Source organism: Mycobacterium sp. IDUB_19 (genome assembly GCF_055419445.1).
Genome location: NZ_JBVAXR010000001.1, coordinates 424,747 through 438,001, shown reverse-complemented (window position 1 = coordinate 438,001; position 13,255 = coordinate 424,747). Strand labels below are relative to the sequence as shown.

At 66.3% G+C, this 13,255-nt stretch carries 14 protein-coding genes; 5 read left to right on the top strand and 9 right to left on the bottom strand.

Annotated features, from left to right (window positions below; genetic code table 11):
* Positions 1–2: 2 nt before the first annotated feature.
* The gene (locus tag ACZY0B_RS02100; RefSeq protein ID WP_463762278.1) at positions 3–623 is read left to right on the top strand and encodes a hypothetical protein; all 621 of its coding nucleotides are present in this window, start codon (positions 3–5) and stop codon (positions 621–623) included.
* Here the strand turns inward: ACZY0B_RS02100 and ACZY0B_RS02095 are convergent.
* The 3 genes from ACZY0B_RS02095 to purB are packed head-to-tail and all read right to left on the bottom strand — an operon-like array spanning position 620 to position 4,274.
* On the bottom strand, positions 620–1,603 hold the full coding sequence (locus tag ACZY0B_RS02095; RefSeq protein ID WP_463762277.1) for a tellurite resistance/C4-dicarboxylate transporter family protein: 984 nt from the start codon (positions 1,601–1,603) through the stop codon (positions 620–622). The two genes, ACZY0B_RS02100 and ACZY0B_RS02095, sit on opposite strands and share 4 nt — an antisense overlap.
* A complete protein-coding gene (locus ACZY0B_RS02090) occupies positions 1,600–2,859 on the bottom strand; it encodes a cytochrome P450 (RefSeq protein ID WP_463762276.1) in 1,260 nt (419 codons plus the stop codon). The genes ACZY0B_RS02095 and ACZY0B_RS02090 overlap by 4 nt, the downstream gene beginning before the upstream one ends.
* The gene (gene purB, locus ACZY0B_RS02085; RefSeq protein WP_463762275.1) at positions 2,856–4,274 is read right to left on the bottom strand and encodes an adenylosuccinate lyase; all 1,419 of its coding nucleotides are present in this window, start codon (positions 4,272–4,274) and stop codon (positions 2,856–2,858) included. The genes ACZY0B_RS02090 and purB overlap by 4 nt, the downstream gene beginning before the upstream one ends.
* A gap of 123 nt (positions 4,275–4,397) precedes the next feature.
* On the opposite strand from purB, the gene ACZY0B_RS02080 reads away from it, so the two are divergent.
* Positions 4,398–5,144 carry a DUF429 domain-containing protein gene (locus tag ACZY0B_RS02080; RefSeq protein WP_463762274.1) on the top strand — a complete coding sequence of 249 codons (747 nt, stop codon included), beginning with the start codon at positions 4,398–4,400 and terminating at the stop codon, positions 5,142–5,144.
* A 4-nt stretch (positions 5,145–5,148) separates the two neighbouring features.
* Here ACZY0B_RS02080 and ACZY0B_RS02075 read toward each other — a convergent pair whose 3' ends face one another.
* Positions 5,149–5,766, bottom strand: a complete 618-nt coding sequence (locus ACZY0B_RS02075; RefSeq protein WP_463762273.1) for a TetR/AcrR family transcriptional regulator — start codon at positions 5,764–5,766, stop codon at positions 5,149–5,151.
* Positions 5,767–5,827: 61 nt separating this feature from the next.
* Here ACZY0B_RS02075 and ACZY0B_RS02070 point away from each other — a divergent pair, with 61 nt between their 5' ends.
* Both ACZY0B_RS02070 and ggt read left to right on the top strand, forming a co-directional pair.
* Complete coding sequence (locus ACZY0B_RS02070; RefSeq protein WP_463762380.1) at positions 5,828–6,742, top strand: alpha/beta hydrolase-fold protein; 915 nt, start codon at positions 5,828–5,830, stop codon at positions 6,740–6,742.
* A gap of 17 nt (positions 6,743–6,759) precedes the next feature.
* A complete protein-coding gene (gene ggt, locus ACZY0B_RS02065) occupies positions 6,760–8,343 on the top strand; it encodes a gamma-glutamyltransferase (protein WP_463762272.1) in 1,584 nt (527 codons plus the stop codon).
* Here ggt and purD read toward each other — a convergent pair.
* Positions 8,340–9,608: a phosphoribosylamine--glycine ligase gene (gene purD, locus ACZY0B_RS02060; protein ID WP_463762271.1), complete on the bottom strand. Its 1,269-nt coding sequence runs from the start codon at positions 9,606–9,608 to the stop codon at positions 8,340–8,342. The two genes, ggt and purD, sit on opposite strands and share 4 nt — an antisense overlap.
* Before the next feature lie 25 nt (positions 9,609–9,633).
* Positions 9,634–9,996 (bottom strand): MarR family winged helix-turn-helix transcriptional regulator, encoded by a 363-nt coding sequence (locus ACZY0B_RS02055; protein ID WP_463762270.1) that lies wholly within the window; start codon positions 9,994–9,996, stop codon positions 9,634–9,636.
* Between the two features lie 118 nt (positions 9,997–10,114).
* Here ACZY0B_RS02055 and ACZY0B_RS02050 point away from each other — a divergent pair, with 118 nt between their 5' ends.
* Positions 10,115–11,209, top strand: a complete 1,095-nt coding sequence (locus ACZY0B_RS02050; RefSeq protein ID WP_463762269.1) for an aldo/keto reductase — start codon at positions 10,115–10,117, stop codon at positions 11,207–11,209.
* Between the two features lie 3 nt (positions 11,210–11,212).
* On the opposite strand, the gene ACZY0B_RS02045 is transcribed toward ACZY0B_RS02050, so the two are convergent.
* From ACZY0B_RS02045 to ACZY0B_RS02035, 3 genes are read right to left on the bottom strand one after another with little or no spacing between them, the layout of a single operon-like run.
* Positions 11,213–11,650 carry a carboxymuconolactone decarboxylase family protein gene (locus ACZY0B_RS02045; protein ID WP_463762268.1) on the bottom strand — a complete coding sequence of 146 codons (438 nt, stop codon included), beginning with the start codon at positions 11,648–11,650 and terminating at the stop codon, positions 11,213–11,215.
* Positions 11,651–12,505 (bottom strand): NAD(P)-dependent oxidoreductase, encoded by an 855-nt coding sequence (locus tag ACZY0B_RS02040; RefSeq protein WP_463762267.1) that lies wholly within the window; start codon positions 12,503–12,505, stop codon positions 11,651–11,653.
* Positions 12,502–13,251, bottom strand: a complete 750-nt coding sequence (locus ACZY0B_RS02035) for an SDR family oxidoreductase (protein ID WP_463762266.1) — start codon at positions 13,249–13,251, stop codon at positions 12,502–12,504. The genes ACZY0B_RS02040 and ACZY0B_RS02035 overlap by 4 nt, the downstream gene beginning before the upstream one ends.
* Positions 13,252–13,255: the final 4 nt, after the last annotated feature.

The window sequence follows — 13,255 nt, the reverse complement described above, 5'->3', positions numbered from 1 at the left end:
TTATGAGATCGCGCTTTTTGCCCTACGCCACCACGCCCGGCCGATTGCTGGCCCAGCTGTTCAGCGATGCCGTCATCGTCGTGTGGACGGCGATCTGGTTGCTTGTCGGCACCGCCGTCTACGACGCCATCTCGACGATCGCCGAAGCCGGCCGGAAAGTCGAGGACGGCACCCACAGCATCGCGGGCAACCTCGCCTCAGCGGGTCATGGCGCGCAACACATCCCGGTCGTCGGCGATACCGTCAGCAAGCCACTCAATTCGGCCAGCCAGGCCGCCGTCGACATCGCGGGCGCCCTGCACGAGCTGGACACCACGGCCGGCTGGCTCGCGGTGCTGCTCGCGTTGGCCGTCGTCGCACCGCCGATCCTCGTCGCGACCGCGCCGTGGCTTTACCTGCGGCTCCGGTTCTTCCGGCGCAAGTTGACCGTGACCGCCCTGGCGGCCACCCCGGCCGGCGAACAGCTGCTCGCGCTGCGGGCACTGACCAATCGTGCGCCGGGGAAACTGGCCGCCGTCAGCGCGGATCCCGTCGGCGGGTGGCGTCGCGAGGATCCCTTCACGATCCGTGCGCTGGCGGCCCTCGAACTGCGCTCCGCAGGGATCGCGCTTCGCGCGCGCTAATCCCCTACGAGCCCGCGCCAGGTGCGCAGGAGTCCGGCGACAACCACAATCAGCCACGCCGCCAACGCATCCCAGAAGAAGACCAATGACACGGTGATCAGCGACCGATGCCCGAGCTCCGCCGCCATCGTGTAGCAGGCCGCCGAATACATGCCCAGCGGGAACACGAACGCCCACCACACACCGGCGAAGTGCAGCATCTCGGGGCGATGACTCATGCGGTGCAATCCAAAGTAGATCAGCGGCGGTATCCACAGCGTGGCCGCCACCCACGTCACGACCGTGACGACGAGCACCGGACCGGAAAGCCACGCGGGCGCCAGGCGGTGGATATTGTCGCCGGCCAACGTCGCAATGGCCAAGCCGCCCATCAGGATCCAGGTGTCGGGCTCGAACCCCTCCCGGTCCTGCCGCTCGGCGACCGTGCGCCCCAGGATCAGCCAGGTCATCAGTGCGTAGATGCACAGCGCCGCCACCCAGACCGGCAGCGCCGCTGCAAGCCACCAATGCTGCGGCGTGTACCGGGCGACCTTGCCGGCGACGATCGCCAAACCGGAGGTCCCCACGCTGGCCAGCTCCCACGCGCCGTGCGCCTGATCTCGCAGCGCCGACCACCCTCGCGCCGACATGTTGCGAGCGCTGAGTGCGACCAGCGCCAGCCACGATGCCAAGGCGGCCAGTCCCAGCACCCACACCAATGCCGGCTGCGTTGCCAGCCGGCTGTCCAGCACCGCGCAGGCGGCGACAAACGTGAACAGCCGCAACGTGACATCGGGATCGCGCAAATCCCAGCGCGCAAGCCCGCGGGTCGCGATGACCAGCGCAACCAGGACCAATAGGCCGAGCGAAGCGAGGACGCCCAGTGCTTGGCTGATCACCACGTAGTGGTGGTTACCCGCGGCGATGGACAGAATTCCGGTCGCCATCACCGCGGCGAACACATCTGGTGACGGCTCGATGTCGGCGAGCCGGAACCTCACGACTCCTCGAGTAGTTCCACGACCAGATGCCGAATGCCGGTGTGGCGGTTGCTTCGCGTCCACTCGACGGGCCGCACCACCCGCACGGCGCCGAAGCGCGACAGCAGCTCCTCGAACAGGACTCGCAGCTCCAGGCGCGCCAGATTGGCCCCCAGGCAGTAGTGCACGCCCTGACCGAAGCCCAAGTGCGGATTGGGTTTTCGCCCGATGTCGAACTCGTCTGCGCGGTCGAACACACCGGCGTCGCGGTTGGCCGAGCCTTCCCAGATCTGTACCTTCTGCCCGGCTTCGATCGACTGCCCGCCCAGGACGACGTCGCGGGTGGCGGTGCGCCGTTTGGACGGCGACGGCGAAGTCCACCGCACCATCTCCTCGACCGCCGTCGGCAGCATGTCGAAATCCGCTCGCAGCGCGCGCAATTGGTCCGGATGCTCGGCCAGCGACAGCACTCCACCGGCGACCGCGTTGCGGGTCGTCTCCGCGCCGGCACTGAACAGCAGGCTGAAGAACAGATACAGCTCGAGATCCGACAAGGCAGGCGCGTCAACGTCATCGAGGGCGGCGTTGGTGACGACCGACAACATGTCGTCGGTCGGGTTGGCACGTTTCGACGCGATCAGCTCCTGGCCGTAGCTGTACATCCGCGAGCCGGCCGCGGCGTCTCGTTCCGAAGCCGACAGCTGAGAGAGCGACGCCTTGCGCGAGCCGCCGAAGTCGAACTGGGGCTCGATGGCCTCGAACAGCCAATGCCGTTCGGACTCCGGCACTCCCAGCAGGATGCAGATCATCTGCATCGGCAGTTCGGCGGCGATGTCGACGAGGAAGTCGAACGGTTCGCCCGGCACCACGTCATCCAGCAGCCGTCGCGCCCGGGCCCGCAGATCGTTCTCGACGAGACCAATCATTCGCGGCGTCAGCCCGGAGCTGACCAGTCGCCGGATCTGTGAATGCCGCGGGTCGTCCATCATGTTGAGCACCTGGCCCGCGATGGCCAGGTCCTGTAACAGCGTCCCGCCGAACGGCCGAGCGCCGCCGGTCACCGATGAGTACGTCACCGGATCCTTCAGCACTGCAAGCGTTTCCGCGTAGCTCGCCACGGACCAAAAGCCCTCCGCGTCGGGGGTGTTGTCGGTCGGCTCGTGCCAATAGACCGGCGCCTCGCGGCGGTGCACGGCGAACAACTCGTGCGGAAAACCGTTGGCGAAGTTGTCCAGATCGGTGAAGTCGATGCCGGAGAGCGCGGCAGCAAGAGTCACAGGATCGCACCCGGTGCGTACTTGGCCGCGTCCGGGTAGCGGCCCACCAGCGTGTCGACCGTCGCAACGACCTCGTCGACCTGATCGCCGGCGGCGCCGGTGAATGCCTTCTTGTCGGCCAGCGCGGCGTCCAGCGCCGCACGGTCCAGCGGCAGCCGCTCGTCGGCGGCCAACCGGTCCAGCAGATCGGGTTCGGCACCGCGTTCTCGCATCGCCAACGCCGTTGCCACCGCGTGTTCGCGGATCACGTGATGCGCGGCCTCGCGGCCCAGGCCCGCCCGCACGGCCGCGATCAACACCTTGGTGGTGGCCAGGAACGGCAAATAGCGATCCAGCTCACGCTCGATCACCGCCGGGTAAGCGCCGAACTCGTCGAGCACCGTCAAGAACGTCTCGATTTGGCCGTCGACGGCAAAGAAGCTGTCCGGCAACGCAACTCGGCGTACCACCGAACAAAACACGTCACCTTCGTTCCACTGGGCGCCGGCCAGCTCGGCGGCCATCGAGGCGTAGCCGCGCAGCACAACCTGTAGGCCGTTGACCCGTTCGCAGCTTCGGGTGTTCATCTTGTGCGGCATCGCCGACGAACCGACCTGCCCCGGCGCGAAGCCTTCGGTGACGAGTTCGTGCCCGGCCATCAGCCGGATGGTATGGGCCATCGACGACGGCCCGGCACCGAGCTGCACCAGCGCGGAGAGCACATCGTGGTCCAGCGAACGGGGATACACCTGCCCGACACTGGTCAAAACGTTTGCGAAGCCCAGGAATTCAGCAACACGACGCTCGAGCTCGGCCAGCTTGGCCGCGTCGCCGTCCAACAGGTCGAGCATGTCCTGCGAGGTGCCCATCGGGCCCTTGATGCCGCGCAGCGGATAGCGGTCGATCAACTCGCGGAGCCTGGCCAACGCGATCAGCGTCTCCTGGGCTGCCGAGGCGAACCGCTTGCCCAGCGTGGTGGCCTGCGCGGCGACGTTGTGGCTGCGTCCGGCCATCACCAGATCGCGATAGTTCACCGCCCGCTCGGCAAGCCGCGCGACCACCGCCACCCCGTGCGAGAAGACCAATTCCAGCGACCGCCGGATCTGCAGCTGCTCGACATTCTCGGTCAGATCGCGACTGGTCATCCCCTTGTGCACATGCTCGTGACCGGCCAACGCGTTGAATTCCTCGATGCGGGCCTTCACGTCATGACGCAGCACCCGTTCACGTTCCGCAATCGAAGCCAAGTCCACGTCGTCGAGGACTCGCTCGTAGTCGGCGACCGCTTCCGGGGGCACCGGAACGCCGAGTTCGGTCTGCGCCCGTAACACGGCTAGCCACAAGCGCCGCTCCGCGACGACCTTGGCCTCCGGCGACCAGATCGCGACCATCTCGGCGCTGGCGTACCGGGCAGCCAGCACATTCGGAATGCTCACAAGCACACAGCTTACGGTCGGCGTCCTCGCGGAAGACACTGCTGGCCGACTACGCCGCGTTGATTGTCACCCTGACGAAACGCCGCACCCCATGCGGCGAGCGCCAAGTCATACCCTGTCCCGATGTACTTCGCCGGCGTCGACCTCGCGTGGGGCACCCGCAACCCGACCGGTGTCGCCGTCGTCGACTCCGGGGGTGACCTGGTGAGCGCCGGCGCGGTCCGCGACGACGACGAGATCCTGGCGGCATTGCGGCCTTACCTGCACGGCGATTGCGTGGTCGGGTTCGACGCCCCGCTGGTGGTGAACAACCCCACTGGTCAGCGCCCGGCCGAGACCGCGCTCAACCGTGACTTCCGCAGGTTCGAAGCCGGCGCACATCCGGCCAACACCGGAAAGCCCGAGTTCGCCAACGGTCCGCGCGGAGCGCGGCTGGCCGAGGCATTGGGCCTCGACATGGATCCACAGTCGGCGACCGCGCGGCGCGCGATCGAGGTCTATCCGCACGCGGCGACCGTCGCGTTGTTCCGGCTGGAGCGGACCTTGAAATACAAGGCCAAGCCCGGCCGCACCCTCGAGCGGCTCAAATCCGAGCTGCTGCTGCTGATCGACGGCATCGAGCGGCTCGCCGACGCCGACGTGCCGTTGCGCGTCGCCGATCACCACGACTGGATCGCACTGCGCAAACAGGTGACGACGGCGCAGCGCAAGAGCGACTTGCGTCGCGCCGAAGACCCGGTCGATGCCGTGGTCTGCGCTTACGTGGCGCTGTACTCCCAGCGCTGCCCGGCCCGCATCACGATTTACGGTGACGCCGCCAGCGGGTACATCGTGACGCCGTCACTGCCGGCCGAGCTGATCGGGCAGTAACGGGTCAGATCCGCACCGGTCGTTCGTCGATGGGTGCGAGCACGTCGATGATGTCGATCACGGTGCCCATTGCCGAGGTGCGGGGATCGCGGCCCTCGACCAGTGCGGAGACCACCGAACCGTCGACCGCGCAGATCAGTGTGCAGATCAACTCGATACGCACAGCGCGGCCGGATCGCACGATCGCCTCGGCGACGGCATCGGCACGCTGCCGCAAGCTGCGGCGCATGGTTTCGCGCAACGCGGTCAGGCGGGTGCAGGCGATGTTCCGCTCGTAGCGCGATATCAGCTGTTCGACGAGCGTCTGATCGGAGAGGTCACCCACCAGCAGGTCAACCAGTACCTCGGCGGTGGTCTCGGGCCCGCGGCGCCTGCGGGACAGCGCGTTGACCCGCGCGCGCAGCTGAGCCACCTCGATCATCGCGATGTGTTCGACCGCCCGTGCGATCAAGTCGTCCAGGGACGAGAAGTAATACGTAGTGGACGCCAAGGGCAGACCGGCCCGCTGTGCGACCGCTCGGTGCCGCACCGCTTCGAACCCGCCCTCGGCAAGCAGCTCGGCGGCAGCGCTCACCAGCGCATACCGTCGACGTTCTCCTTTCGGAGTCACCGCTGCAGTCACGAGTAGCCATCGTGCCAGCCAAAGTGGTACTGCATTGCCATTTCCGCCAAACGCCCATGGCATGATGGCCCGCATGCCCGACTTGAGCCGCCGCGCCGTGCTCGGTCTTGGTGCCAGCGCGGCTATAGGTGCAGCGGGCGCTTTTGCGCTCGACAACCTATTACACACCAGAACATCTCGCAGCATTCCGGTATCGAGGGCCAGCACGCAGGTTCCGATGGCGCCGCCCACCGCACCGCTCGCGCCGGCTCCCTCGGGGGACCCGGCGCCGACCATGACGACCGGCTCCTTCGTGTCCGCCGCGCGCGGCGGGATCTCGACCAACTGGGCGATCGCACGGCCGCCGGGCCAGACCAAACCGCTGCGGCCGGTGATCGCGCTGCACGGCAAGGGCAGTGATGCGGCCACCGTGATGGCGGGCGGTGTCGAGCAGGGACTGGCTCAGGCCGTCAATGCCGGACTACCGCCATTCGCGGTCGTCGCCGTCGACGGCGGCGGTAGTTATTGGCACAAGCGGGCTTCCGGCGAAGACTCCGGTGCGATGGTGCTGAGCGAGCTGATCCCGATGCTGGACAGCCAGCGCTTGGACACCTCGCGGGTGGCGTTCCTGGGTTGGTCGATGGGTGGCTATGGCGCATTGCTGCTCGGCGGCCGGCTGGGACCCGCACGCACCGCAGCGATCTGCGCGGTGAGCCCGGCGCTGTGGATGTCTTCGGGAGCGGCCGCGCCCGGTGCATTCGACGGCCCCGACGACTTCGCGGCGAATTCGGTGTTCGGAATGCCGGCGCTGGCGTCGATTCCGATCCGGATCGACTGCGGCGACAGTGATCCGTTCTACGACGCGACCAAGCAGTTCATCGCTCAGCTGCCCAACCCGCCCGCCGGTGGTTTCTCGCCCGGGGGGCACAACCCGGCGTTCTGGAGCTCGCAGCTGCCGGCCGAACTGACCTGGATGGCACCGCTGCTGACGGCTTGAGCGTTACGCTCGCGGACGTGAGCACACCGTTCAACTGGAACTTCCCTTACGCCTGGCCGCGAAAGCCCGTTCTCGGACCAAACGTCGTGTGCACATCGCAGCCGCTTGCGGCCCAAGCGGGTCTGCGGATGCTCGCCCAGGGCGGCAGCGCCGCCGATGCGGCCATCGCCACCGCCATCACGCTGACCATCGTGGAGCCGGTATCCAACGGCATCGGCTCGGATGCCTTCGCCATCGTCTGGGACGGCAAGAAGCTACACGGCCTGAACGCATCTGGCCGCTCGCCGGCGGCGTGGACGCCAGAGTTCTTCGACGACAAGGGCGTTCCCGCGCTGGGCTGGAACTCGGTGACCGTGCCGGGAGCGGTGTCGGCATGGGTGGAGTTGCACGCCAAATTCGGCAAACTCCCGTTCGAGCGCGTCTTCGAGCCGGCGATCTCTTACGGCCGCAACGGCTTTCCAGTCTCACCGACGATCGCGCAGCAGTGGGACGCGCAGGTGCCGTTGTTCGCATCTCAGCCTGGGTTCGCCGAGGCGTTCCTGCCCGATGGGCGGGCGCCCAAAGCCGGTGAGCTTTTTCGCCTTCCCGCGCATGCGGTCACACTCGAAGAGATCGCGGCCACCAGCGGCGAGGCCTTCTATCGCGGGGAACTGGCGGCCCAACTCGAAACGCACGCAACGGCGAACGGCGGCGCGATGCGGGCCAGCGACCTCGCCGCCCACGGCGCCGATTGGGTCGGCACGATCAGCGGAACCTACCGCGGCTACACCGTCCACGAGATACCGCCCAACGGGCAGGGCATTGTGGCGTTGATTGCGCTCGGGATCCTCCAGCAGTTCGACATGTCCTCGCTGCCGGTCGATTCCGCCGACAGTGTGCATCTGCAGATCGAAGCGCTCAAGCTGGCTTTCGCGGACGCGCAGGTCTACGTCTCCGACATCGACCACATGCCGCTGCGCCCCGAGGACCTGCTGGACACGGAGTATCTGAAGCAGCGGGCTGCACTGATCGACCGCAATCGGGCGAAGCCCGCGTCGGCGGGCAGCCCGACCGGGGGAACCGTCTATCTCACCGCTGCCGACGCCTCGGGCGTGATGGTGTCGATGATCCAGTCGAACTACATGGGATTCGGATCCGGTGTGGTGGTGCCGGGCACGGGCATCTCACTGCAAAACCGCGGAGCGGGTTTCGTTGCAGATCAAGGACATCCAAATCAAGTCGGGCCGAATAAGCGGCCCTACCAGACGATCATCCCCGGCTTCGTGACCAAGGACGGGGAGCCGGTGATGAGCTTCGGGGTGATGGGCGGTCCGATGCAACCCCAAGGCCATGTGCAGGTATTGGTTCGCATCGCCGACTATGGCCAGAACCCACAGGCGGCCTGCGATGGCCCGCGGTTCCGCTGGGTGCAGGGAATGCAGGTCAGTTGCGAGCAGGGCTTTCCGCCGTCAACGCTCGACGAGCTGCGACAGCGCGGGCACGACCTGCTCACCGTGGACGACTACAACGCATTCGGCAGCTGCCAGGCGATCTGGCGCCTCGAGGACGGGTACCTTGCGGCCAGTGATCCGCGTCGCGACGGCCAAGCTGTGGCCTTTTAGACGTGGATCTTGCCCTCTTGCGCCAGCAATCCGATATCACTGCGGAAGTGACTGCCCGGCAACCGAATTGACCGCAGGATTTCGTAGGCGTGCTCGCGCGCCGCGGACAGGTCGGCGCCGGTGCCCACCACCGACAGCACCCGGCCGCCCGAAGAGACGATCGCACCGTCGTCGCGACGCGTTGTTCCGGCATGCAGCACACCATCGGCTTCGGACCCGGCGATCACGTCGCCTACCCGGGGACGCCCTGGGTAGTTCTCTGCTGCCAGCACGACGGTCACGGCGGCACCGTCCCGCCAGCGCAACTCGCCGAAGTCGGCGAGCTCCCCGGCGCCGGCGGCATGCAGCAGCTGCCCGAGCGGCGAATCCAGCAGCGCCAGGACGGCCTGGGTCTCCGGATCGCCGAAGCGGCAATTGAATTCGACCACCGCCGGCCCGTTGGAGGTGATGGCGAGGCCGACATAGAGCAATCCAGAGAATGGACATCCACGCCGAACCATCTCGGCCGCAACGGGTTCCACGATTTCGGTGAGCACCTCCCGATACACGTCGTCGGGAAGCCACGCCAACGGCGCGTAGGCTCCCATGCCACCGGTGTTCGGGCCCGCGTCGCCGTCACCCACCCGTTTGAAATCTTGTGCCGGCAGCAGCGGCACCACGGTCTTGCCGTCGACCACACAGAACAGCGAAACCTCGGGGCCGTCGAGAAAGGACTCCAATAGCACCGGATGTCCAGCCTCGAGCAGGCCGGCACCATGGGCGCGGGCGGCGTCCCGATCCGGTGTCACCACCACGCCTTTGCCGGCCGCCAAGGAGTCGTCCTTGACCACCCAAGCCGGGTCCCCGGCGGGTGGGCCGAAGCGATCGAGGGCTGCGTCCAAATGCGCGGGATTGTCCACGATTTCGCTGGACGCGGTCCGCACCCCGGCGGCCGCCATGACCTCCTTGGCGAATCCCTTCGAGCCCTCGATGCGAGCCGCATCCTTGCTGGGCCCGAAGCAGACGATGCCGGCGGCGCGCACGGCGTCGGCCACCCCGAGCACCAAGGGAACCTCGGGGCCGATGACGACCAGGTCGGCGCGCACCTCACGTGCCAAAGCGACCACAGCCTCGCCGGAGGCGATGTCCACGTCGTGTTGCTCGGCCAGCCGGGCGGTGCCGGCGTTGCCGGGAGCAACGGCTAGCCCCGTGACCTGCGGATCTCTACTGAGGGCCAGTAGCAGGGCATGTTCACGGGCACCGGAGCCGATCACCAGAACGCGCACGACAGGTCAGACTAGCGTCACCGCGTTACAGGATTTTCTCGAGCAGGTTTTTGAGGTCCTTTTGCTGCGCTGCGCTCAGACGTCCCAGACGCTTGTTGAACTCATCGGACAGCAGCGCCAGACCGTTCTTGGCGGCTTGACGCCCGGGCGCGGTCAGCAGAAGTCGATGGCGCCGCAAATCGGACGCGTCGATCTCGCGCGTCACGAAACCCGCGGCCTCAAGCCGTTTCAGGTAAAGCGTCACCGTCGCCTTGGGCATGCTCAGCGTCGCGGCCAATTCGGCCGGGTAGGGATGTTCGTCGATCTCGGCGAGCAGGAACAGTTCCTTGGACTCGAGTCCCAGCGCGCAGATATTGGCCTCGGCGCACGAGATGACCGAGAGCAGCACGCGATAATTCAGTGACCAGATCTTGGCAGCATCAACTACAGACATCGACTTGCCAGGTCGTTCAGTCGTGAACTAGTTTAGGAATGAACAACCTCATATTCGAACAATCTACCAGGAAGTGGGCATCATGCCGCTGGATCAATACGTGACACTCGGACGGTCCGGTTTGCGCGTCAGCCCCCTGTGTCTGGGCGCGATGACATTCGGAGAGGACCTCGGCTGGGGCACCAGCGTGGAAGAGTCCCAACAGATCATCGATCGATACACCGAACTCGGCGGCAACTTCATCGACACCGCCAACTTCTACACCCGGAGCCACTCCGAGAAAATCATCGGCGACCACATCGGGCGCCACGCTGCCCGACGCGATCGCATGGTGATCGCCACCAAGTTCAGCGGCAATCTGTATCCCGGCGATCCCAACGGTGGCGGCTCGGGCCGCAAATCGCTGATCGACGCGTGCGACAACTCGCTGCGGCGCCTGCAAACCGACTACATCGACCTGTACTGGCTGCACATGTGGGACACGAACACCCCCATCGAGGAGACGATGGGGGCCCTCGACGACCTCGTGGCGGCCGGCAAGGTTCGCTACATCGGCGTCTCGGACACCCCGGCATGGAAGATCGTCGAGGCCAACCTGATCGCCCGCTTCCGCGGCTGGTCGGCATTCATCGGACTGCAGATCGAATACTCGCTGCTCGAACGCACCGTCGAACAGGAGCTTGTTCCGATGGCCAGTGAATTCGGCCTCGGCATCACGCCGTGGTCGCCATTGAAAGGCGGCGTGCTCAGCGGCAAGTACACCCGGCGAAATGCGGGACAGCACAACGCCGATCGCGGTGTGATGGTCGATTCCTTCCTCAACGACAAGACCTACGCGCTGATCGACGAACTCGAGGCCATCGCCAAAGCGCACGAGACCAACGTGGCCAGCGTGGCACTGGCCTGGGTGCACGCACAGCGTGCGGTCTCATCGATCATCATCGGGGCCCGCAGACTCTCGCAGCTCGACGACAACCTCCGCGCCGTCGACGTCAGCCTCAGCGCCGAGGAAGTGGCCCGGCTCACCTCACTGACCAAGCCGAGGCTCGGCTTCCCGCAAGGCATGATGGCAATGGCGCCGGGCATCATCCAGGGCGGAACATCGGTCAACGGGGTGTTTGGGCCGCCTTCCGAATACGTGATGCCCAAAGGCGGCCAGCCCTACTGAGGTCTAGTCGGGCGTCTTTCCGCTGTTCATCTTGATCGCAGCATCCACGTTGGCCTTCTTGTCCTCGCCGGCACCCTTCGCGGCGGCCTTCTTGCGCTTTGCCACGACGGCGGAGACCGCCCCATTGAGCGCAGAACCGAGCGGGAACCCGAGATAGTGCGTGAGGAAGACGGCCATCTCCTTGAGCTCGTCCTCGGTGAGTTCCCCGTTCAGCAGGGCCGCATTGATCTGGATCTCGGCCAGGTCGCGGCTTCCGACCGCGGTCACCGCCGTCAACGTCATGATGCGCTTGTCGCGCATCGACAAACCCGGCCGGTTCCAGATGTCGCCGAACAGGTGATCGACGGTCAGGTCGAAGTACGCGTCGCCCTCGATGTTGGGCATCTCCCACCCGTAGACCTCGTTCATTTTCTCGAGGCCCTTGCGGCGCACTTCGTCCATTTACGTCTCTTTCCGTGTGTGCGGTACCCCGAGGCCGGCCGCCAGCCGCTCATACGCCAGCCGGGCAAGCGGCAGATCAACCGATACAGCTTCGCCCAGACCCAGCGCAAGGCTCAGATCCTTCTCCCCCAGGCCGCGGGTGTGCAAGAACGGCTCGTACAGGAAGTTCTCCGGCTCAAGGTCTTTCATGTCCTCACGCACCATAATGGCCCCCGGCCCGCTGGTCAGCGCGTCAGTGTGGCGCACCACCCGGCCCAGCGCCTGTAGATCCAGCCCCGCCGCCTCGGCCAGCTTCATGGCTTCACACGCCGCCGCGTACGAGGTGAACGTCAACATGTTGCGCGCCAGCTTCATTCGCGTCCCGGCGCCGGGCTCGCCGGCGTGGATGACCATCGCCGCCCAGTGTTTGAATGCCGGCTTGATCCGCTCGTACACCTCGCGCTCGGCGCCCACCATGGTGGCGAGTTCGCCCTTCGCCGCCGCGGCTGCCCCGCCACTGACGGGCGCGTCGACAACATGGATGCCTTGCGGTTTGAGCTCGGCGGCCAGCTCGACGGCGGTGGTGTCGCTGATGGTCGAGTGGATCGCGATGACGGTGCCGGGCTTCGCATTGGCGGCCAGCTCGCCGACGACCTCGCGCACCTGGGCGTCGTTGAGCACGGTGATATGGATGATGTCGGCGGCGGCAACGTCGGCGACGCTGTCGGCCAGGCTGGCGCCCTTCTCGACCAACGGTGTCATCGCCTCGGTCCGGATGTCGTAAACCGTTACCCCGCCCGGCCATTCGGTCATCTTCGTGGCCATCGGCGCGCCCATGTTCCCCAGCCCGATATACCCCAGCTTCAGATCTGTCATGACCGTATTATCTGTCCGCCGTCAACGTTGAAGATCTGCCCGGTGATCCACTTGGCCTCATCCGACAGCAGGAACAGGCACATGCCGACCAGATCCTCGGGAGTTCCCATGCGCGACAACGGAAGCCCCTTGACGATGTCGTCCACCATCTCCTTGGGCGTGGTGGTCCGGCTGGCCTCGGTGTCGATAGGACCGGGTGCGATCGCGTTGATCCGGATGTTGCGGCCGCCCAACTCCCGCGAGAGCTGTTGAGTCAGCCCGTTGACGCCGACCTTGGCCAGACCGTAGTAGTTCGAGTACAGCCAGGCCGCGGTGGATGACTGGTTGACGATCGCGCCGCCGCCCCGCTTGGACATCTTCTTGTACACCGCGCGGGTGCACCACAGCGCGCCATCGAGATTGACGCTCATGAATTTTTTGTAGTACTCGGGGTCGATGGTGAGCAGGAAGTCCAGCTTCATGCCCCCGAAGATCGCCGCGTTGTTGACGAGGTAGTCGATCCCGCCGAACTCGGCCAGCGTGCGATCGGCCATCGCCTTGGCCGACTCCGGATCGGAAACGTCGACCGGGATGCTCAGCGCGGTGCCGCCGTCGGCGGAGATCTGCTTGGCCACGCCTTCGGCCGCCTCCGCATTGATGTCGGCTACTACGACCGCCGCGCCCTCACGCGCGAGCGCCTCGGCGTAAGCCTGGCCGATGCCACCGCCCGATCCGGTGACGACGGCGACCTTGTTTTCAAATCTCATGCTT